Origin of the sequence: Sphingomonas sp. MS122 (assembly GCF_049532975.1) — a bacterium.
GTDB lineage: Bacteria > Pseudomonadota > Alphaproteobacteria > Sphingomonadales > Sphingomonadaceae > Sphingomonas.
The window spans coordinates 3,489,023-3,510,171 of the sequence record NZ_CP186695.1; the positions used below are offsets into that span (position 1 = coordinate 3,489,023).

The following is a 21,149-nucleotide window of genomic DNA, read 5'->3' on the forward strand; positions in this document are numbered from 1 at the left end:
CTCCCGTCATAGGCCTGAAAAGGTCACCCCCACCGAAATCCGATCGTCGGCAAAGCGCCGCCCCGGCGTCGCACCCCAGCTCGACTGGGTGCGCCGCTGCAGGTCGAGGCGCAGCGCCATCCGCTTGCTCATCAGGTAGGAGCCGCTGGCGCGCCAGGTCCAGCGATCGTCCCGCCGGTCGATATTGTTGAAGTCGCGTTTCTCCAGCTCGCCGCCCATGCTCAGGATCAGGTTGCGCAGGAGCTCATAGTCCGCGCGCAACGTCATGTTGGTGGCCAGATAGCCGGTCGCGCCATTGACTCCGGTCTCGCGGATGCCCCGGTCGATAGTGCCGGTGATCGTCACCAGAGGTGTCAGGAAATAGGCAAGCTCGCCGCGTACCAGGAAGCCGGAGACATCCTCGAACTCCGCCGGCTTGTAATCCTGGCGGAGATAGCCGAGCCGAAGCGCGCCGCGCGCCTTGCGCCCCAGCTCGAAACTCGCGCCGCCGGCCAGTTCGAAGCCACTCGAATCGCGCGCCGGCACCGGCCCGATCCGTTCCCGATAGTCGCGCCGGTTGAGCGACCCCGCGACGAACAGCGCAATGCTGGGGCTCAGCGCATATTCGCCGATCGCGGTGCCGGTATAGGTCGTATGGTCGCGGAAATCCTGGTCGATCGCAGCGCCGCCCGGCGTCACGCTGTCGGCATAGTCGCGGCTCTCGACATTGAGCACGCCGCGCACCCGCAACCGGTTGAACACATGGGTATAGGTCGCCGTCCCCTCGCTCAGCGTGAAACGGATCGGCCGCGTCGCCTGATCGGGGGAGTCGGGCGAGACGCGTTCCTGGCTGTAGCGCCCGTTACGCAAGCTGAGGTCGAGCGTGTCGGACTTGCTGATCGTGTAGCGCGCGCCCGCATTCACGGCATATTGGGTCGCATTCTCGCTCGTGCGGCCTGCATAGCGCAGCAAGTCCAGCTCGCCGTCGAGCGAAAGCTTCAGATTGGGGGAAGGCCGTACCAGCGATATGCGCGGCCGGATGCGCAGATAGGCATCGCCGATCCTGTCGTCGGGCTGGGCGTAGAGATTGTCGTCATAGCCGGCGCCGATCGCCAGGCGCGGCATCAGCTCGATCGTGCCGATGCGGATCGGTTCAGGCGTGTAGGCGGGCCGCCGGCGCTCGAGCACGCTGACGTTGCGATCGCGCCCGAACGGATTCTCGCTCTCTACCGAGCCGAGTCCGTCGGTCGCATCCGATTGCTGGGCCAGCACAGGCGCCGCGAACGCGCAGCTGCCGAGCAGCGCGAGGGATGCGGCCCGCCTCACCGGCGCCCCAGCGTAACGAGCAGCGGGCGATGATCCGATCCGGTCGCCGGCAGCTGGCTCGCCGCCACCAGCCCCCAGTCCGGTCCGGCATAGAGCTGGTCGATCGGCAGGAAGGGAAAGGCCCGCGGCCAGCTCGACAAGGCGCGCGTCATGCGGGTAAGCGGCGCGAGCGCGCGATCCTGCGCGTTCATCGCTGCGGCCCAGGGCGTGAGATTCATGTCGCCTGCAACGATGAGCGAGCCGCGATCGGTCCGCGCCAGCGCCTGCGCCACGGCCCGCCTGCGCACCGCTTGGCCGCGCGAGGTGGGCCGCGGATAGTGGAGCGTCATCACGGTGAAGGGCCTCCGATCCGGGCCGGCGATCCGCGCCCAGAGCATGGGCGGGCCGAACTTGCGGCCCGCGCCGTCCTTCAGGAAATAGTCGCTGTCGACGATCGGCCAGCGCGAGAAGATGGCGAGATCGCAACCTGGCGGGCAGGCGGTGCCATGGACGAAATGCTGACGCAGCGCCGCGAGCATCGGCCGGAAGCTGCCGTCCACTTCCTGCAGCGTCACTACATCGGGCCGGGCGTCGAGGATCGCCTGCGCGGTATCGGCCGGGCTGTCGTCGCGTTGCCAGACATTGTGGGTGAGCACGCGGACCTGCGTCGTCCCCGAACGCGCCATCGGCACGTCGCGGACCAGCTCGGGCACCAGCCGCAACGCCACCGGAACGAGGCCGAGCAGCGCGGCGATGATCGTCCAACGGCGCTGACGCCAGGCGAACGGCAATCCCGCCAGGATCGCCGCGCCGAACACGGGCAGGAACGATGCCAGCGCATCGAGCGGCGGCACCAACGCGCCCGCCAGTGCCAGCCACGAGGCCAGACACCCCCCGCCGATCAGCAGGTAACCCAGGCTGCGAACCAGGCTCACGCGCGGGCGAGCAGCCGGTTGCGCAGGGCATGGCCGGATTGCCGCAGGGAAGCGGGGATCAGCTTGGCGGCGAGCAGCAGCGCCGCGGTGCCGACCCCTTCGGGCAGATAAACATCGTCCAGCCGGATCGCTGTCCGGCCCGGATGCTTCATCGCGTAGCGCGCATAATGGGCGATCTCCTGGTTCACCAGCCGCCGCAGCAGCGCCGCCTCGCGCCGGCCCACCCCGGCGATCATCCCGCGCGCGGTATCGACCAGGCAGGGCAGGCCCAGCGTGGTGGTCGACTTGCTGACCTTGTTCTCGGAGTCGCGGTGGAACACCGCCGTGACCGCGGGATCGTAGCGCAGGCGCCCGCGCGCCAGCACGCGCAGCCACAGATCCTTGTCGCCGCCGCGCACCGCCTTGCCTTCGGGAAACAGCCCGGCCTCGAACAGCGTGTCGCGCCGCACCGCGATCGCCCCCGTCCACATCGGACATTCACGCACGGCCAACCAGGCCTGGAGAAACGCGGCCAGGTTCAGCGTGACCGGCTGCTCCAGCGCCCGCGCGATCCGCTGCTTCTGGCTGCGGTCGGCGAAAACATGGTCGAACCGCGTCGCCGCCGCGCGCACTTCGGGGTTGGCGGTAATGCCCTGCGCGAGCTGGGCGAGATGCCCGGGCAACCACAGATCGTCGGCGTCGAGGAACGCGATCCAGTCGCCGCTCGCCGCACGGATGCCCAGGTTGCGCCCGGCATAGCCGCCCGGCCCCGGCGTCGGCAGGTCGAGCAGCTTGATCCGCTCGTGCCCGATCCCCGCCACCAGCTCGCGTCCGCCGTCGGTCGAGCGATTGTCGATCACCAGTATCTCGTGGGCGGGCATCGTCTGGGCGAGCACGCTCTCGATCGCGGCGCGGACATGCCCGGCCTTGTTGTAGAGCGGCATCACCACGGAGAAGCGAGGCGTGGTCATCAGTCCCTTGCTGCCTTTCGCCCCCCGGCGAGATGAAGGAATTCGCGCACCGCCACCCCGGCGAGCTCGAGCGTCAGCCGCATCACCGCCAGCCGCCGCCGTAGCGAGAGCTCGCGCGAGATCGCCGCCCGGCGCAGCCGCCGGACCGTATCGACCGCAGTGACGCCCAGCACATGCGCGAGGCGCGGCCGGCGGACGGTGCGGTCCCAGCGCCCGCCGCTAAGCCGCTGTCGCTTTCGCACCAGTTCGGCCCGGCTCGCGCGCACCGGGTGGCGCACCACCATCTCGGGCACATAGACAAGCGGGTGCCCGGCATCACGAATGCGCAACGCCATCTGCCGGTCGCCGCCGGACTTGAGCGCCGCGTCGAACCCGCCCAGCGCACGGAGCAGCGCCGTCCGGCTCGCCCAGTTGGCGGTGGCGCAATTGCCGCGCGCGGCATGCGCCTGGGGGAAGCTGAACAGCCGCTCGTAATCGCCGAATACCTCGCGCTCCTGCGCAATCTCGTCGAACAGCTCGATCCTGCCGGCGAGCACGCCGAAACCCGGATTCGCCGCGGCCGCACATAGCACCTGCTCCAGCCAGTCGGGCGCGGGCGTGCAATCGGCGTCAGTGAAGACCGTCACGGGCGCCTGGACTCGCCCGATCCCCAGGTTGCGCGCGGCATAGGAGCCGGGCCGCTTCTCCACGAGCAGCTCGACGCCGGGATAGCTGCGCACGATCTCGGCAGTGGAGTCGCTCGACCCGTTATCGACGACGATGATCTGGAATGCGTCACGTGGGAGGGTCTGCCGGGCAAGCCCGTCCAGGCAGCGGGCGATCACCGCTTCTCCATTCCACACAGGTATGACGACAGCTGCTTGAAACATAGATACGCCTGTTCAGTGCAGTCGTTGCCAGACACCCCGCGGCGGCGTCTGGGTCAACCTCATGCCGCGCCTGCGAACGCCGAATCGCCCCTTTGCTCCGACGACCGGAGCGGCGGATACCTTCGTTCTCCGAGCTTTGGCCGCTACCAAGGATCGCGCCGGACGATTTAGATTGCTGCACTGCAAAAGCTATCCAGCGGCTGCGAGCAGGAGGCGTGTGCTTTATGGGTGAGTCTCTGCCCGAAATGGGCGCCGCCGAGGTTCTGGTGGTGTCGCTCGAAACTGCCGAAGCGCGCCGCGCCGCCTTTGCCGCGCGCGCGGCGGACACGTCGCTGGCCTGGCGCTTCTTCGATGCATGCACCGCCCCCGCGCCGGGCATGACGATCGACGAGCCCGCGATCCGCCGCAACAAGGGCCGGCCGATGACCCGGGGCGAGATCGGCTGCTATGCCAGCCATTTCTCGATCTGGCAGGACCTGATCGCACGCGGTATCCCCCAGGCGATCGTGCTCGAGGACGACACGGTGGTCGACTGGGCTTATCTCGAGCCGCTCGCCCGCACGGATCTCCACGCACTCGGCATCGACTATCTCCGTCTCTACGCCAAGCGGCCCACCTGGCAACGCGTGGTGCGGCGCGATTTCCTTCAGCATTCGCGCACGATCGTCGAGCTGGTCGGCCCCGCCTATGGCACTCAGGGCTATGCGATCACGCTCGAGGGCGCGCGCAGGCTGGTTGCGCATTGCGCCAACGTCCGCCGCCCGATCGACGACGAGATGGACCGCTCCTGGGCACACGGTCTGCCCAATCTCGCCCTCTATCCCGCACCGATTCTGGAAGCAGTGGTCGCATCGGACATCGGCACCGCCCGCTTCGGGCCCAAGAGCGATCCGCTCTACCATTCGCTGCGGCAAAGGGCCTGGCGCCAAGTCGAGCGCGCGCGGATGCGGATGCTGAAAGCGAGGCGCCTGCTTGAACGCTGAGCCCCCCGCGCGCTTCGACGACGGCCTGCGCGCGCGCAGTCGCAGCTCGATCGGCTGGACGATCATGCGCTTCCTGTCGGACCAGATCTTCTCCTTCATCGTCTTCGTCATCCTCGCGCGCCTGCTCACCCGCGCGGACATCGGCGCATTCGCGGTCATGGCGGTCACTGCCGAGGCGTTCCGTATCGTCGCCACGGCCGGACTGGTCCAGACGATCGCCCGCCAACGCGCGCTCACGCCTGCCTTTCTCGACACCATCTATCGCTCGCAGCAGGGCTTCTCCCTGCTCTCCGCCGCGCTCATCGTCGCGCTCGCCCAGCCGATCGCCGATCTGATGGGCGCGCCGGACATCGCCCTCCCGCTCGCGGTGATGAGCCTGGTCCTGCCGATCTCTTCCTTCGGCGGCACCCATCTTGCCCTGCGCCTGCGCGAATTCGGCCACCGCACCACGGCGCTGCGCTCGGTGGTCGGCGGGCTGATCGGCGGCACCTGCGCGGTGGTCGCGGCGTTCGCCGGGCTAGGGCTGTGGAGCCTGGTCGTCCAGCGCCTCGTCACCGAAATCGTCGGCGCGTTCCTGTCGCGCGCCTCCTATGACTGGAAGCCGGGCTGGAAGTTCGACACCGCGATCCTGCGCGACAATCTGCTGCTCAACGCCAGTCTGATCTATGTCCAGCTCGTCTTCCTCGCGACCGTGCGCGTGCAGGAGATGGCGATCGGCGCGGGCATCGGCCTCGCCGCGGTCGGCGTCTATCGCACCGCCTGGCGCACCGTCGAGCTGATCGGCCGGGGCGCGATCCAGCCCTTCACCCAGGTCGCGGTGCAGACGCTGGCGCGCGTCAAGGACGATCCGGCCGAACTGCGCCACGCCTATCGCTGGATGATCGCCCAGGCCTCGGCGATCTCCTTCCCCGCCCTGGTCGGGTTCGGCGCATTGGCTCCCGTCGCAGTCCCCACCGTGTTCGGCGCGAAATGGGAGGAGGCCGGGCAACTCGCGCAGATCTTTGCGTTCATGGCGGTGCCCTTCACGCTCAACTTCTTCGCCTCACCCTCGTTGAGCGTCCTCGGCGCCTCGCGCAGCCTGATGTCGCTGTCGACGACGCAGCTGATTCTCGGCGTGATCCTGACTCTGGCGGCGCTTCCCCACGGCCTGCTCGCGGTCGCCATCTCCTATGTCGGGCGCGCCTATCTGACACTGCCGATGCAGATCCTGCTGCTCCGTCGTGCCTCGGGCATCCGCCCGATCGATACCTGGCGTGCCGTCGGCGCGCCGCTCGTCGCTTCCACCCTGATGGGCGTGGCGTTGGCGATCGCGATGCGGCTGCTCGACACCCATCTTTCGGGCTGGGGCGTGCTGCTCCTGCTCAGCGCGCTCGGCGCAACCTTCTACGGGATTGTGTTGCTCGCCATCTCGCGGCCGTGGCGCGACCGCCTCCTGACCCTGTCCAGACGCCTCAGAAAGGGCCGGATATGACCAACAAGACCGCCGATCAGCTCGTCGGCGAACTCGCTCAGCGTTTCGCGCAAGTGCTCGATGGCGTGCTGCCCCCTGGCAAGCTCGCATTGGTCGACTTTCCCGATCACTCCAATGTCGGCGACTCCGCGATATGGCTTGGCGAGATGGCCTATCTGCGCCAGCGCGGCCGGCTCCCCGCATATTATTCCGCGATCGCCGATTTCGACGACGCCGCCTGCCGCGCGGCGATCGGCGGCGGCCCGATCCTGATCCATGGCGGCGGCAATATGGGCACGCTCTGGCCCAAGCACGAAGCCTTCCGCCTGCACCTGCTCCGCGCGCATCGCGGCCGGCCGATCGTTCAGATGCCGGAGTCGATCCACTATGCCGATCCTGCCGCCGCGAAGGAGATGGCCGAGGCAATCCGCAGCCACGGCCGGTTTACCCTGCTGGTCCGCGACGCCCGCTCGCTCGCCTTCGCGCAAGCGCATTTCGACTGCCCGATCCATCTCTGCCCCGATGCCGCGCTGATGCTCGGCCGCCAGCAGCGCAGCCCCGCCGCCGTCCCGGTCTTCGCGCTGCTGCGCACCGATCACGAGCGCGCCGCCGACGATGCCGCGCTGCCCACTGGGGTGGTCGTCGATGACTGGCTGGAGGAGGATTCCGCCCAGAAGCGCAAGCTCCGCCTGTCGCTGAAGCTCGGGAAGCTCTTCATACGGGATCCGATGGCGCAGCGCGCCGTGCGTCAGCGCCGTCTCGCCGAATGGCGTTTCCAGCGCGGCCTCGCGATGCTGTCCTCGGGGGAGCTGGTCGTCACCGACCGGCTGCACGCGCACATCCTCTCGCTGCTGCTCGATATCCCGCACGTGCTGCTGGACAACAGCTACGGCAAGGTCGCGGGCTTCGCCGATCAATGGACGGGCGACTATTCGGGGCTGCTGCGTGCGACCAGCCGTGCCGAGGCGTTTGCGACGGCCCTGGCCCGCCGCGCTCCGCAGATGGTCACCGGCTGAGGGCCCTATCCAGAGGAGAGATCCATGAAGCAGGACCTGTCCTTCGACCCCGCCGCACAACCCGAGGACAACGGGCTCGCCGCCTTCGCGCTGATTCTCGCAATGCACCGCGTCGCCGCCGATCCGGCCGAATTGCGGCATGCGCTCGGTCATGCCGAACCCGTCGGCGCCGGCGACCTACTCCGTCTCGCAAAGCGCATGGAGGGCGTCCGGGCCCGCGCCACTACGGGCGATTTCGAGCGCCTCCGCCGCCTGCCCATGCCCGTGCTGGCCAGTGGCGCCGGGGGCTGGTTCGTGATCGGCCGGGTCGGCGAGGAGGCCGTCGCGGTCCAGCGCCCGGGCGTCGAGATCGAACGCTGGGACCGTACCGTGCTCGAGGCACGCTGGAGCGGCCGCCTTCTCCTCGTCACCACTCGCGATTCCACGCAGGTCGCCGCTCAGCGCTTCGACTTCACCTGGTTCGTTCCACAGATCGTAAAATACCGCAGACTGATCGGCGAGGTTCTGCTGATCACCCTGGCACTCAACCTCCTCGGCCTGGCCGCACCGCTCTTCTTCCAGAATGTCGTCGACAAGGTGCTCGCTCACAACAGCTTCGCCACCCTCCAGGTGCTGAGCATCGGGCTGGTGATCGTCTCGCTCTGGGAAGTCGCGTTCGGCTGGCTGCGCACGCGACTCTATTCGGAAACCAGCCAGAAGCTCGATGTCGAGCTCGGCAGCCGCCTCTTCCGCCACCTGCTCCGCCTTCCCCTCGCTTATTTCGAGAACCGCCGCGTCGGCGACACGGTTACCCGCGTCCGCGAGTTGGAGACGGTGCGCGAATTCATGACCAATGCCTCGCTCACCGTGCTGGTCGATCCGCTGTTCACGATCGTCTTCCTGGTGGCGATGTGGCTCTATTCGCCCACGCTCTTCGTCATCGTCGCGCTGACGCTCCCCGCCTATGTGGCCGTCTCGCTAGCCGTCACCGGCCCGCTTCGCCGCCGGCTCGATGAGAAGTTCGCGCGCGGGGCCGCCAACAACGCGCTGCTCGTCGAGAGCGTCTCGGGCATGCAGACGCTCAAGGCAGCCGCGGTCGAGCCGCAATGGCAGGAGCGCTGGGAGCGCCAACTCGCCGCCTATAGCGCCGCCAACCAGCGCGTGATCAACCTCGGCAACTCGGGCAGCCAGACGGTCCAGCTCATCTCCAAGCTGAGTCTTGCCGCGATCCTGTTCTTCGGCGCGCAGCAAGTGATCGCCGGTGCACTGACCATCGGCGGGCTGGTTGCGTTCAACATGTTCGCCCAGCGCGTCTCCGGCCCGGTGATCCGCATGGCGCAGCTCTGGCAGGACTTCCAGCAGGTCCGTCTCTCAGTCCAGCGCATGGGCGACATCCTCAACGCCGGCCCCGAGCCCGGTGCAGGATCGCGCACAGCGCTGCCGGCGCTTGCCGGCCATGTCCGTTTCGAGAATGTCCGCTTCCGCTACGCGGCCGACGGCCCCTGGACGCTCGACGACATCAGCCTCGATCTGCCCGCCGGCACCACGCTCGGCATCGCTGGCGCCTCGGGTTCGGGCAAGTCCACCCTGACCAAGCTGCTCCAGCGTCTCTATCTGCCCGCCGGCGGCCGGGTGCTGGTCGACGGGGTCGACATCGCCCAGATCGACCCCGCCTGGCTGCGCCGCCAGATCGGCGTGGTGCTACAGGAGAATATTCTGTTCAACCGCTCGATCCGCGACAACATCGCGCTCGCCGATCCGGCCATGCCGATCGAGCGGGTGATGACCGCCGCTCGGCTGGCCGGCGCACACGACTTCATCCTCGCGCTGCCCCAGGGCTATGACACGGTCGTCGAGGAGCGCGGCGTCAATTTCTCGGGCGGCCAGCGCCAGCGCCTTGCCATTGCCCGCGCACTGATCACCAACCCCCGTATCCTGATTCTCGACGAGGCCACATCCGCGCTCGATGCCGAGAGCGAGGAGATCGTCCAGCGCAACCTCAAGGCGATCGCCGCCGGCCGCACCGTGCTGATCATCGCCCACCGCCTCTCCGCGATCCGCCAGTGCGACCACATCCTGACGCTCGACAAGGGGCGCATCGTCGAGAGCGGCACGCATGACGAGCTGCTCCGCCTCGGCGGCCGCTATGCCGCGCTCCATCGCCGCCAGCTGGGGGTGCAAGAGGGAGAAGCTGCATGAGCGCGATCACCCATCACTGGACCGCCATTCGCGATGCGCTCGACAATGAGCGCGCGCGCTCGCGCTCGATCTCGCGCATCGAGGAGACCGACTTCCTTCCCGCGGCGCTGGAGGTGGTCGAGCGCCCGGTCTCACCGACCGCGCGGGTCACGGCCCGGACGCTGCTCGGACTGCTCGTCGTTGCCCTGCTCTGGCTGTTCCTCGGCCGGGTCGACGTCGTTGCCTCGGCGCCGGGCAAGCTCGTCCCTGCCGACGACGTCAAGCTTATCCAGCCGGGCGCGGCGGGGATCGTTCACGCCATATTGGTTCGCGACGGCCAGCGCGTCCGTGCCGGCCAGCCCTTGGTCGAGCTCGATCCCACCGTCTCCGATGCCGATACGGCACAAGCCCGCAAGGCGCTGGAGACCGCCGCACTCGACGCGGCACGGCTGCGCGCGATCCTCTCCGCGCTCGATGGCCAGGGCCTGCGCTTCGCTCCACCGGCGGGCACCAGCACGGACGTCGTCGCCACCCAGATCGCGCTCGCCCGCGCCCAGCTTGCCGAGATCCGGGCCGGCACCCAGATGCGTGCGGCCGACACCGAATCCGCCCGCGCCGCCCGTGCCGAGGCGCAGATCCAGGCGGCCAAGCTCAGCGAGACGCTACCCTTGCTCGACGAGCAGATCGCCGCCAACGAAAAGCTGCTCGAAAAGGGCTATGTCTCGAAACTGCGCGTGATCGAGATGCGCCGCCAGCGCCTCGCCGCCGCGCGCGATCGCGACGCCGCACTGGCCACGGCTCGCAAGGCCGAAGCGCAGATCGCAGTGGCCGGCGGCAATTCCAGCCAGTCCGCCGCCGAGGCGCGCGCGCGCATCCTCGCCGATCTCGCCAAGGCGGAGAGCGACGCGCGACTCCGCGAGGAGGAACTGACCAAGGCGGTGAAGCGCAGCAGCCTTCAGCGTCTCGTCAGCCCGGTCGACGGCACGGTCACGCAACTCGCCGTCCACACCGTCGGCGGCGTGGTCGAGGCGGCCAAGCCCATCATGGTCATCGTCCCCGCGCGCGGGGGAGTGGTCGCGGAGGTAGCGATCGCCAACAAGGACGCCGGCTTCGTCGGCGCTGGCCAGCCGGTCGCACTCAAGGTCGAGGCCTTTCCCTTCACGCGCTATGGTACGGTGCCGGGCAGGCTCGAGCAGATCAGCTCGGACGCGGTGCAGGATGAGAAGCGCGGACTGATCTACACCGCGCGGGTGGTGCTGGACCGGGCGACGATCATGCGCGACGGAGCGAAGACCCCCCTAACTCCCGGCATGGCGATCACCGCCGACATCCGCATCGGCCGCCGCTCGCTCGCCGCCTATCTGCTGAGTCCGATCGACGAGATTCGCACGACAGCGGCGCGGGAGCGCTAAGGCTCTCAGCCGGTCCGCATCGGGCGCCATATGCTTCACCGATATTTGGAATGGCGGCTCAATCTTCATCCTTGCTTCGACGCAAACGGATGCTGTCTTCGTCCAGCAGCGGTGCGCTGAACGGTTCGGGACCTGGCGTGCGGCCGAACTTGATCGCGCGTGTGACGCCGCGATAGCTGCCCAGTACCGGGTGCGGAATATCGCTCAACATCGCTTCGGCGGCGACTTGGGAATCCTCGAACATGTCATCGATCGATCGCGCCACCGAACAGGGGACGGCATCCCCCAGCAATGCTTCCCATTCAATCGCCGTTTTCGTCATCAGCGCCGCGCGGAGGCGCGGGATGATCTCGTCGGCATGGGCTGCGCGCCCCTTCACCGTGTCGAAGCGCGAATCGTCGAGCAGGTCGGCGAGCCCCGTCCGCTCGCACAACGCGCGCCAGAAATGCGGCGTGTTCGCCGATAGGTAGAGGTGCCCCGTCGCGGTGGGATGCAGGCCCGTAATCCCGCCCGAACGCATGTCGCGGGAAATGCCGGGGTCTTCCCCCTCCGCGCGAACCAGCCGTGCCGATTGCATGGTCAATGCGCTGCGGAGCAGCGAGACTCCGACATATTGGCCGATACCGCTGCGTTCGCGCTCATAAAGCGCCGAGGCGACGCCGGCAGCGACCAGAGCCGCCGCGTAGTAATCGACCGGCGAGCCATAGGTGATCTCGGGCGTTCCGGGCGGGCCCTGCAACACGCACATGCCGGTCATCGCCTGCAGCACCTGGTCATATCCGGCCTTGGCACGCAGCGGGCCGTCCTCGCCATAGCCGGTGACGGCGCAATAGATGAGGCGCGGATTGTGCGCGGCAAGCGTCGCATGGTCGATGCCCAGCCGCTCGGGAACGCCGGGCCGGAAGTTATGGACCAGTATGTCGGCCTGGCCGGCCAGATCGAGCAGCACGGCCCGGTCGCCGTCCTGCTTGAGGTCGAGGACGACGCCCTGTTTGCTGCGATTGACGCCCAGGAAGGCGCGATTCTCGCCCGCCAGTGTCGAGGGGTATTGGCGCAGATTGTCGCCGCCGGGCGGTTCGACCTTGATGACGTCGGCGCCCTGGTCGGCGAGCAGGCTGCAGCCATAGGGCCCGGCGATATAGGCGCTGAGATCGAGCACCTTGATGCCGCTGAGCGGTCCGGCAGGCCCGGTACGGCGCGGGCTGGTGAAGGGAGAAGAGCCGCTCATCAAATCAGGTTCCAGGCTGGGTATAGGGATAGGGTGCGAACAGCCGCCGCTGCCAGCTGCGCGGATCGCGGACCACGCGAGACTGGCGGTCGAAGACCATCGTCGCGCGGTCGCGCAGACGATAGGCGGGCCACGGCTGGAGGCCGCGCGCATTGGGCGTGCCGGTGCGGGCGAAGGCGACGAACCGGTCCTGCATCGCCGCGCTGATCGCGCGCGCCTCCGCGCCGGTTCCGGCCGGAGAGTCCGCCAGCGTTCCGAACACGAAGGGGATGTCGAGCGCGTGGAAGGCACCGCGCGCCGGCTCGACGGGCGAAGGGAAATCGAACTGATAGACGAAGGCCGGCCGTCCGGCCCGGGCGAGCGCTTCGGCTTCCTCCAGCATCGGCCGCCAGCTGCGCCCGTCGCTCGTTGCGGCGAAGAAGATATCGGCCGGGGAGTAGGCCGGAAAGCGGCGGCGATACTCGGCGACGACGGCTTCGACCGGTGCTTTCACCGGCAGCTCGGCGGCGATCTTCGTCCCGACCGCATTCCAGCCGAGCGTCCGCATACGCTCGGGATCGAAATAGGCGCGGGTCTCGTCACGGGTCCCGCCCAGCATCCACGCGATCTCCCGCGCAGCCGGCGCGGCATCGGGGCGGAAGGGATGGCGCGTCACGTTCCGTCGATCGAACACCGGCCCCATATAGACCGGCGAATCCTCGAACGGGTCACGCGTCGCCAGCGCCTCGAGCAGTCGCTCGACGGGGAACGCCAGCAGCGGCGACAGGTCGTGCGGCGATATCCGCAGCGCCGCAAGATAGGTCCGGGTTCGCGCCGCCGAGCGCTCGGCCCCGGTCACCGCCACCTGCTGCCCGCTCATCGTCGCGGCGCGGTGAAACAGCCCGCGCGCTTCGGGCATGGCGGTCAGCGTCACGATCTTCGCGCCGCCGCCGGACTGGCCGAACATCGTCACGCGCGCGGGATCGCCGCCGAACGCCGCGATGTTCGTCCGCACCCATTGCAGCGCCAGGATCAGGTCGAGCTGGCCATTGTTGCCGCTGTCCGCAAAGCGTCCGTCGAAGGGGGCGAGATAGAGATAGCCGAGCGCGTTCAGCCGATGGTTGACCGTTACCAGCACCACACCCTTCTCGGCGAGCAACGCGCCGTCATTCTCGGGATCGGTGACGCTGCCATTGGCATAGGCGCCGCCATGGACATAGACCATCACCGGCAGCCGCGACCGTGCGTCCGCCGCCGGGGTCCAGATATTGAGGAACAGGCAATCCTCGGACTGCGGCCGGTACTTGCCGCGCTGCGGACAAGCCGGGCCAAAAGCAGTGGCGCGGATCGGATCGCTCGACGGTGGCACCGCGGCGGCGCGCCGGAAGCGCTCGGCGCGGCCGTAGCGAATGCCGCGAAAGCGTGCGATGCCATCTACCTGATCGCCCTTGAAGCGGCCGGCGGGGCAAGTGACATCGGCCCTGCCCTGCCCGCGCGCAGGCACGCTCAGCAATGCGGCGGATCCGGCGACAAAGGTACGACGCCGCAGCATCAGCCGGCATCCTCCGGCGCGAGCTGCATCCAGGTCAGCCGCCAACTGCCGTCGCGGCGCCCTCCGGCGCTGAACCAGGGCTCGAATGGGATCGCCGCGCGGCCTGCCGGCTTGAGGAACAGCGCGCCGTCGCGCTCCTCCACCTCGGGGGTGCCGTCGAAGCGGAGCGTCTCGCTCAATTTGTATCCATCGATCAGGCCGGTCGCCTGCACGAGTGCTCCCCGGGTGATCGCCAGATAGTCGTAGCGCATCACCTGCTGCGCGACCGGCGCGCCGTCGGGTGCGAGCGATTCCTGCACGTTGCGCTGCGTGGCCCGAAGCAGGGTCGGCCGCATCGGCAGCGACAGCACCACGCGGTCGCCCGACTGCCAGCGCCGGTCGAGCCGGACATAATCACCCGCCGGGGCCGCGATCGCATCCCCATCAATCGTCACAAGCGCGTCGTCCGCCCAATCGGGAATGCGGACGCGCAGGAGGAACTCGGCCGGGCCGTCGGTCTCGACGGTGATCTCGACCTCGCCATGGAACGGATAGTCCGTGTCCTGTCGCACTCGCACCCTGCCCGCCTCGGGCAGTTCAAAACAAGCCTCGCCCGGCCCGAGCAAATTGATCGCGATGCCGCCGTCCGTCGTCGTGGCATAGGCGATGGCGGGGAGCTCCTCGATCGCCATCGCGCCGCTCGACTTGCAGCAGCGCCAATAGGTGGTGTGGACGCGACGGCCGTTGGGGAAGCAGTAATAGCACCAGTCCTCCCCGTCCGGGGCCTGTGCGCCGATGAGGTCGTTATAGGCGCTGCGCTCGATCTCCTGCGCGAACCTTGCCTCGCCGAGAAGGCCGAGCAGTTCGCGGTTCAGCTGGATCCATGCCATGGTCGAGCAGGTTTCGACATAGCCATGGGGGTCGAACACCGCCGCGGGATTGAACACCTCGCGCGAGCGATGCGCGACTCCACCCCATGGTCCTCCGCCAAGTGTCAGGTGATGGTCGCGCACTGCCCCCCACAGATTGCGGACGGCAGTCAAATACCTCTCCTCGCCGGTCGCGCGATGAAGCTTGGCGAGTCCGACGAGATTCCACAGCAGCTGATAGGCCTTGCCCGTCGCGATCTCGGACGGGTCCGCGCCCGCCAGCGCCTGGCTCAGCAGCCGATTGCGCGGCTCATCCTCGGCCTGCGCGACAATCTTGAGCGAGAGGTCGAGATAGCGTTGCGCACCAGTCGCGAAATACAGCTCGAGCGCCGGATCGAGCATCACCGTCGCGGACAGGCCGAAATGGTTGCCCATGTCGGTGATGTTCAGTCCGTCTTCGCTCAGCGTCCGCCACACCAGATCGCCGATCTTGCGCGCGGCGGTGAGATAATCCTCCCCGTCCGTCACGCGCCACAATTCGATCAGGCCCAGCGTCAGATAGGCATGGGTCCAGATGTCCCAGGTCCGCAGGCTCGGCTCGCCGTTCCAGCTGACCGGCTTCGGCGGATGCTTCGCCGTGAAGCGGCGCGGTGGCGGATAGTTGCCGAGATAGCCGTCCGGCGCCTGCCGCGCGACCAGCCAATCGGCGACCCGGCGGACGCGGCCGAGCAGCACCTTGTCGCCACTGCGTGCCGCCGCGCGCGCCGCCGCGGCCAGCCATTTGCCGGCATGCTCGCCGTACCAGTCGCCACCCTCGTTCGCCGCCACCGCCTCGGGCGCGAAGATCGCGATGGCCGGACTGGTCTCGTCGGTGATGAAATGGCTGAGGCGGCCATGCCGGTTGGCGGCCAGCGCCTCGCCCAGCACGCCGCCCAGCGTCACCGCGCCCGGCGGCGCAAGGATCTGGGCGGGCTCAGAGATCGACGGCACAACGGAACCCGATACCGGCCGAACGATCCTTGGCCGGTGCCATCAGCAGATATTTGCCGTGCTCATCCAGGCGATAGGCCTGCGGGAAATACCAGTGGCTGGTTTGCGGCTGATAGGCGCTGCCGCCGCGCAGCACCGCGCCGCGAACATGGCGGTCGCGATATTCGTCGGTCCATTCCCAGACGTTGCCGACCAGGTCCATCACCCCGAACGGGCTCGCGCCTGCCGGATGCGCGTCGACATCGGCGGGATCGGGCATGGCGCGGCCGAGGCAAGGTTCGGGCACCGCCGCCGCGTTCCAGTCATTGCCCCAGGGATAGAGGCGGCCGTCATTGCCCTGCGCGGCGTACTGCCATTCCCATTCGCGGCACAGGCGTTTGCCCGCCCAGGCGGCATAGGCGCGCGCATCCTCGATTCCGACCCAGGTGACCGGCTTGTTCTCCCACCCGGCGGGCGGTGCGCCGTCGATCCAGTGGGCGAGGAAGTTCTGGCGGTCTCTCGGCGTGTAACCGCTGGCGTCGAGGAAACGCTTGAACGCGGCGTTGGTGACCGGGAATTTGTCGATCGCGAAGGCCGGAATGTGGACCCGGTGACGATGCGTGCGGCGGGGATCGGCTTCCCACGGATACTGGATGTCGACGCCGGCGGTGGCGTAACCCTCGATCACCACGCCGCGTACCTTGAAGTCGAAATCGGTGGCGGGGATCGCGACCATCCCGGCCGGCGCAGTGCCATGCGGCGCGGTCGGCTCGATCTCGACCAGTTCCTGCTGCGCGGGAGTCCAGGCGGACGAGAAGGACGACAGCGGCTTGGCCGCGCGGTCGGCCATCGCCTTCAGGAACTCGGCGAACCCCGGCTCATCACCACGCGTCGCCAGCACCGCGCCGAAGCCGCGGCCGTCGATCGCCAGCTCGACGAGCGCGCGGTCCCCCTCGATCCGTGGCGACAGCTCGGTGCCGTTCCAGACGTCGTAATAGCGCGTATTCGCCGCATGCGGGACCTCGAGCTGCTCGCCCGCGACCGCGAACTCGCTGCGGTTGATCAGCGTCCACAAGGTCCGTCCCTCGCCGGGGAAGCGGCTGGCGAAGATGCCGAACTGCAGCGTTCGCTCGTACGGCCGCCAGTCCTTGCTCACGAACAGAGGCGCGAACCGGCGCTGGACCATCGCCACCCGGCGCAGCGTCTCGGCATCGCGATCGGTGATCAGGTTGACGAAGCCGAAGACATTCTCCCACGCGACATATCCGATGCCGTTGAAGAAGGCGTGCTGCAGGTCGTTGGTGCGGTTCCGGCTCCAGCGGTTCTCGATATTGATGATGTGGCGCGGCTCGAGCCATTTGAGCTTGATGACCGTCGGGATGCTCTCGTCCGGCACGCGCTTGGTCCAGCTCTGCAGATTCCACGACAGATGGTGGTCGCCGGCCTGCGCGGTGGACTCGGGCTGAAGGATCACCGGCCGCCCGCGTGCCTCGCACGCGACATGGAAGGCGCGCGGGACGCCCGAATAGGTGTCGCCGTTGATCCCGTCGGCGCCGGTCGCGGCGATCAGGTCGGCCATCCGCTCCCAGTCGGGCCGATCGCCCTCGCGCGTGCCATTGTCCCACGGCATGGTCGGCAGGAACACCTTGACCCCGCGGCGGTGGAAATCGGCGACGATCTGCCTGAGCGCCTCGATCCCGCCCGGCAGCGCGTCGGCCAGGTCGAACTGGCTGCGGTCGTCGATCCCGATATTGGGATAGATGTACCAGGGCAGTACGCTGTCGATCCCGCCGAAGCGCGCCTCGAGATCGTCGAGATAGCGGTCGACCGTGTAGCGGCCGGTGTCGGGATCGTAGAAATAGCGGTCCTCGACCATCAGCAGCGCATGGACGAAATTGCCCTGCGCCCACACGAGATCGGGGTGGCGGTAAAGGCTGTCGTCGAAGCCGATGCGGATGAGATGCTCGCGCCGCCATTCGATCAGGCCCCGCACCCATTCGTCGGCCTCGCCATCCGCGTCGATCCGCCAGCGGCCCATTTCCTGGAACGGCCAGCCCAGCGCCTTGCCGGGAGTGGGCAGATAGGGCCCGGTCAGCGCATGGCTGAACTTGTAGTCGCTGGTGGTGCGGATCGGATGGTCGGTCATGTCGCTCGTCGTCTACTCGTTCATACCGCAATAGGCCGCCAGTGCGCGTGCATCGGGTTCGTCCGCGCTGGCGAGAAAGGCGCTCACTTCCGCCGCCGTCGGAATGCTGGTCTGCGCGCCGCTGCGGGTGGCCGACAGCGCGGCCGCGGCCGCGGCCCTGCGCAACGCACCGAGCAGATCGGCTCCGCCCGCCAGCGCGGCCCCGAGCACGCCGCAGAAGGTGTCGCCCGCGGCGGTCGTATCGGTCGCCACGACAGAAAAGGCGGCCTGCGAGATCAGCGTACCGCCATCGGCGGCGCAGCAGCCGCGCTCGCCAAGCGTCACCACGGTGGTGGGGGCGCCGGTCCGCGCCAGCCGGTCGGCGATGCTGCCATCCTTGCCGACGATGGCGGCCAGTTCCTCCTCATTGACCACCAGCAGGTCCAGCAGGCCGAGCAGTTCGGCGGGAAGCGTCTGCGCCGGCGCCGCGTTCAGCATGACCCGGACACCCGCCGCGCGCGCCGCGCGCGCATAGGCGATGACGGTCGCAAGCGGGGTTTCGAGCTGCAGCAGCAGCCAGGCGACGCCGTCGAGCGGCGGCAGATGCTCGGGTGCCAGCTCGCCGTTCGCGCCCGATGCGACGGTGATCGCATTCTCGGCCCCGTCCGACACGGTGATCAGCGCCGCGCCGGTCGGGCGCGCGACGCGGACAAGGTGGAGTCTCACCCCGGCCGCGCGCAGCGATTCCTCCAGCACACCGGCCGAGGGATCGCTGCCCAACGCGACCAGGATCGCGGTGTCGGCGCCGCCGGCACGCGCTGCGGCGACCGCCTGATTGGCGCCCTTGCCGCCCGGAACGACCGACAAGTCGCCGCCCAGCACCGTCTCGCCCGGCGCCGGGATGTGCGGCGCACGGACGACGAAGTCGACATTGGCGGATCCGGCGACCAGCACCCGGCCGCCGGGCGTGGTCCCGGTCATATCGCCCCTCTTATCAAACGTGCCGCGCGCTCAGAAATCGCTCCTGAGCGTGAGCGACACGGTCCGGCCGCGGCCGGCAAAATAGTTCTGGAAGAAATCGATCTGCGAAAAGGCCAGGAAATAATATTTGTTGAACAGGTTCTCCACGCCCAGCGACAGCGTCCCGACATCCTTCATCCGGTATTTCGCCGTCAGGTCGAACAGCGTCCGGCCGGTGGTGCGCTCGGTGACGACATTGCCCGTCTTGACGGTGCGGTCGAAGGTCTTGTCCATGCCGAACGACAGCGAGACCGCGTCCGTCGGCGTCCAGGTCGCGCTGAGGTTCAGCTTGTCCGGCGCGATGTTGACGATCCCGAGCTGGACGCTCAGCGGGCGGTTCTGGAAGTTCGCCGGGCTCGTATAGCCCTTCAACGTGCTGTACACCGCGTTGAAGCGAAGCTCGGAGACCGGACGGACCTCCGCAGTCATGTCCCAGCCCCTGATCCGGATCGGCCGGCGGTTCAGCACGAAGTCCAGCGTCACCGGATCGACGCCATAGGTCGACCCCAGCTTCGAATAGGAATTATAGTGGGAGATGCCGAAGCTGCCCCAGCTTCCGCGCCAGTTCACGCCGACTTCCTTGTTCTCGAACACCACCGCCTGCAGCTCGTCGAAGACACTCGCGACCGACTGGCCCGGCGTGTTGATGTTGCGCAGCGGGATGCCGACGTTCGGCAGCGTGAACCCTTCGCTGTACGAGGTGAACGCCGAGAAACCATGCCCCAGCCGGACGATGATGCCGCCGTTGAGCAGGGTGTTCTCGTACTTGAGCTCGCCGCCCTTTACCGGCTGCCGGTTGCGGAACCAGGTCGTGGTGTAGTCGTCGACCTTGATCGTGCCATTCTCGTGCCGCACGCCGCCCGAGAGCGTGACCGGGCCGATATCCCAGGACAGCTGAACGTACGGGCCGAAGCTCGTATAGTCCATCGGCGGCACCCACACGCGGTCGGTCAGCGCCAGGCGCTGCTCGGTGGTATCGTGCACCGCGTCGACGCCGATGCGCACCTCAAGGCCGTCGATCAGGAAATCGGGCCGCGAATAGGAGGTGCGCAGGCCGTATTTCTCGGATCGGATCTCCGACTGGTCGACCAGCGTGCCGACCGGCGCGATCAGCGGATCCTGCCGGTCGGTGCTGTTCTCGCCGCCAAAGCGCATCGCCTGCTTCGCGTAATAGGCGGTCATGACGAGATTGCCGCCGAACAGATCGCTGTGATTGTAGTTGATCGCGCCCTGGATGAACTCGTTGAATTCCTCTCGCAGCACATCGAGGCCGTTGACCAGCAGCGGGCCGGGTTCGGCGGTATCCGGAATCCCGAGCGCGCGGTTGCCGGCGACATAATGGTAGTTGTTCTTGCTCGCGAGCTTGAAATAGCTGCCCGTCGCTTCCAGCCGCTGCTGACCATTGGTGCCGAAATCGGTACCGACCTTCAGGAAGAAATTGCGCTGCGTCGAATCGGCGAGCGAGCTCGACGCGGACAGGCCGATGCGGCGGCCCTTCGCGTCATAGGTCATGCCGCGATCGACATAGGCGGCGGCGGCGAACAGGTCGAACGCACCGGACTTGTAGGCGATGTCACCCTTGATCCCCCAGGTCTCGCTGTCGTCGTGGAACTGGCTGCCCAGCCGTCCGCCGACATTGGCGTGGAAGCCCTCGCGGGTCGCGCGCCGGGAGATATAGTTGATCACGCCGCCGGCCGCGCCGATGCCTTCGGCCGCGGAAGCGCCGCCGATGACCTCGATCTTCTCGACCGTCGACATGTCGGTGAAGGTCGCGTTGCGGCTGCCGTCGCGCAGCGGAGTCGACTGCGGAATGCCATCGAACAGATAGAGCGCGGTGCGGCCGCGCATTGTCTCGCCCAGCGTATTCAGCGTCTGGTTCGATTCCGAATAGCCGGGGACGGTCTTGGCGAGCACTGCCGTGTTGTCCTCGGTGATCGCAAGCGAGCGCTGGAGTTCGGCCGGCGAGATCACGGTGATCGCGCCGGGGATCTTGTCGACCGCCTTGGGCGCGCGATTGCCCGTGACGATGACGTCCTTGGCATTCTCGTCGGCCTCTTCGGCAGCGGAGCCGCTGTCCGGAGCATCGGCCTGCTGCGCCCAGGCCGGCATGGCGACTCCACCAAGCATCAACGCGGCAACCGTAACGCGTGCGAAATTCCGCATCGTCCCCTCCCAATATTTATCTGCTCGCATCCTATGCTTCGCGCAGCACGATAAAACCGGGGCTGTGCTGCGTTCATACCGGATATTTTGTGCGGTCCCGAATCGGCTCGCGACCCGGGACCGCAGGAAATGTGCGGTGTGAAAGCAGCATCAATTTCCTTCCTGCGCGGTTATCGATGGCGCAGACCGGGATCGACCCGGCGGGGAGG

At 68.0% G+C, this 21,149-nt stretch carries 15 protein-coding genes; 5 read left to right on the plus strand and 10 right to left on the minus strand.

Going from position 1 to position 21,149, the window contains the following annotated elements; genetic code table 11:
* Positions 1-6 precede the first annotated feature (6 nt).
* From ACO227_RS16895 to ACO227_RS16910, 4 genes are read right to left on the minus strand one after another with little or no spacing between them, the layout of a single operon-like run.
* Positions 7-1,305, minus strand: a complete 1,299-nt coding sequence (locus tag ACO227_RS16895) for an outer membrane beta-barrel protein (protein WP_423603328.1) — start codon at positions 1,303-1,305, stop codon at positions 7-9.
* On the minus strand, positions 1,302-2,219 hold the full coding sequence (locus ACO227_RS16900) for an endonuclease/exonuclease/phosphatase family protein (RefSeq protein WP_423603330.1): 918 nt from the start codon (positions 2,217-2,219) through the stop codon (positions 1,302-1,304). Before ACO227_RS16900 ends, ACO227_RS16895 begins: the two co-directional genes overlap by 4 nt.
* Positions 2,216-3,169 carry a glycosyltransferase family 2 protein gene (locus ACO227_RS16905; RefSeq protein WP_423603332.1) on the minus strand — a complete coding sequence of 318 codons (954 nt, stop codon included), beginning with the start codon at positions 3,167-3,169 and terminating at the stop codon, positions 2,216-2,218. Before ACO227_RS16905 ends, ACO227_RS16900 begins: the two co-directional genes overlap by 4 nt.
* Complete coding sequence (locus ACO227_RS16910) at positions 3,169-3,993, minus strand: glycosyltransferase (RefSeq protein WP_423603334.1); 825 nt, start codon at positions 3,991-3,993, stop codon at positions 3,169-3,171. The genes ACO227_RS16905 and ACO227_RS16910 overlap by 1 nt, the downstream gene beginning before the upstream one ends.
* 269 nt (positions 3,994-4,262) lie before the next feature.
* On the opposite strand from ACO227_RS16910, the gene ACO227_RS16915 reads away from it, so the two are divergent.
* The 5 genes from ACO227_RS16915 to ACO227_RS16935 are packed head-to-tail and all read left to right on the plus strand — an operon-like array spanning position 4,263 to position 11,056.
* Entirely contained in the window at positions 4,263-5,021 is a 759-nt protein-coding gene (locus ACO227_RS16915; protein ID WP_423603336.1) for a glycosyltransferase family 25 protein, read from the plus strand.
* Positions 5,011-6,492, plus strand: a complete 1,482-nt coding sequence (locus tag ACO227_RS16920; protein ID WP_423603338.1) for a lipopolysaccharide biosynthesis protein — start codon at positions 5,011-5,013, stop codon at positions 6,490-6,492. Before ACO227_RS16915 ends, ACO227_RS16920 begins: the two co-directional genes overlap by 11 nt.
* Entirely contained in the window at positions 6,489-7,487 is a 999-nt protein-coding gene (locus tag ACO227_RS16925) for a polysaccharide pyruvyl transferase family protein (protein WP_423603340.1), read from the plus strand. The genes ACO227_RS16920 and ACO227_RS16925 overlap by 4 nt, the downstream gene beginning before the upstream one ends.
* Before the next feature lie 24 nt (positions 7,488-7,511).
* Positions 7,512-9,665 carry a type I secretion system permease/ATPase gene (locus tag ACO227_RS16930; protein ID WP_423603342.1) on the plus strand — a complete coding sequence of 718 codons (2,154 nt, stop codon included), beginning with the start codon at positions 7,512-7,514 and terminating at the stop codon, positions 9,663-9,665.
* A complete protein-coding gene (locus ACO227_RS16935) occupies positions 9,662-11,056 on the plus strand; it encodes an HlyD family type I secretion periplasmic adaptor subunit (RefSeq protein WP_423603344.1) in 1,395 nt (464 codons plus the stop codon). Before ACO227_RS16930 ends, ACO227_RS16935 begins: the two co-directional genes overlap by 4 nt.
* Before the next feature lie 58 nt (positions 11,057-11,114).
* Here the strand turns inward: ACO227_RS16935 and ACO227_RS16940 are convergent, their stop codons facing one another.
* Genes ACO227_RS16940 through ACO227_RS16965 form a run of 6 tightly spaced genes read right to left on the minus strand, consistent with a single transcriptional unit; the run spans position 11,115 to position 20,886 of the window.
* Entirely contained in the window at positions 11,115-12,284 is a 1,170-nt protein-coding gene (locus ACO227_RS16940) for a CaiB/BaiF CoA transferase family protein (protein WP_423603346.1), read from the minus strand.
* A gap of 4 nt (positions 12,285-12,288) precedes the next feature.
* On the minus strand, positions 12,289-13,815 hold the full coding sequence (locus ACO227_RS16945) for a carboxylesterase/lipase family protein (protein WP_423603348.1): 1,527 nt from the start codon (positions 13,813-13,815) through the stop codon (positions 12,289-12,291).
* Complete coding sequence (locus ACO227_RS16950) at positions 13,815-15,653, minus strand: glycoside hydrolase family 127 protein (RefSeq protein WP_423603351.1); 1,839 nt, start codon at positions 15,651-15,653, stop codon at positions 13,815-13,817. Before ACO227_RS16950 ends, ACO227_RS16945 begins: the two co-directional genes overlap by 1 nt.
* Complete coding sequence (locus ACO227_RS16955) at positions 15,637-17,778, minus strand: SUMF1/EgtB/PvdO family nonheme iron enzyme (RefSeq protein WP_423603352.1); 2,142 nt, start codon at positions 17,776-17,778, stop codon at positions 15,637-15,639. The genes ACO227_RS16950 and ACO227_RS16955 overlap by 17 nt, the downstream gene beginning before the upstream one ends.
* Positions 17,779-17,790: 12 nt before the next feature.
* Positions 17,791-18,738, minus strand: a complete 948-nt coding sequence (locus ACO227_RS16960; RefSeq protein WP_423603353.1) for a PfkB family carbohydrate kinase — start codon at positions 18,736-18,738, stop codon at positions 17,791-17,793.
* A 30-nt stretch (positions 18,739-18,768) separates the two neighbouring features.
* Positions 18,769-20,886, minus strand: a complete 2,118-nt coding sequence (locus tag ACO227_RS16965; RefSeq protein WP_423603355.1) for a TonB-dependent receptor — start codon at positions 20,884-20,886, stop codon at positions 18,769-18,771.
* Positions 20,887-21,149: the final 263 nt, after the last annotated feature.

Coding starts and splice junctions, on each gene's coding strand:
- ACO227_RS16905 (WP_423603332.1), bottom strand. CDS start 3,169: ATGACCACGCCTCGCTTCTCCGTGGTGATGCCGCTCTACAACAAGGCC.
- ACO227_RS16915 (WP_423603336.1), top strand. CDS start 4,263: ATGGGTGAGTCTCTGCCCGAAATGGGCGCCGCCGAGGTTCTGGTGGTG.
- ACO227_RS16925 (WP_423603340.1), top strand. CDS start 6,489: ATGACCAACAAGACCGCCGATCAGCTCGTCGGCGAACTCGCTCAGCGT.
- ACO227_RS16930 (WP_423603342.1), top strand. CDS start 7,512: ATGAAGCAGGACCTGTCCTTCGACCCCGCCGCACAACCCGAGGACAAC.
- ACO227_RS16935 (WP_423603344.1), top strand. CDS start 9,662: ATGAGCGCGATCACCCATCACTGGACCGCCATTCGCGATGCGCTCGAC.
- ACO227_RS16940 (WP_423603346.1), bottom strand. CDS start 12,284: ATGAGCGGCTCTTCTCCCTTCACCAGCCCGCGCCGTACCGGGCCTGCC.
- ACO227_RS16945 (WP_423603348.1), bottom strand. CDS start 13,815: ATGCTGCGGCGTCGTACCTTTGTCGCCGGATCCGCCGCATTGCTGAGC.
- ACO227_RS16955 (WP_423603352.1), bottom strand. CDS start 17,778: ATGACCGACCATCCGATCCGCACCACCAGCGACTACAAGTTCAGCCAT.
- ACO227_RS16960 (WP_423603353.1), bottom strand. CDS start 18,738: ATGACCGGGACCACGCCCGGCGGCCGGGTGCTGGTCGCCGGATCCGCC.
- ACO227_RS16965 (WP_423603355.1), bottom strand. CDS start 20,886: ATGCCGGCCTGGGCGCAGCAGGCCGATGCTCCGGACAGCGGCTCCGCT.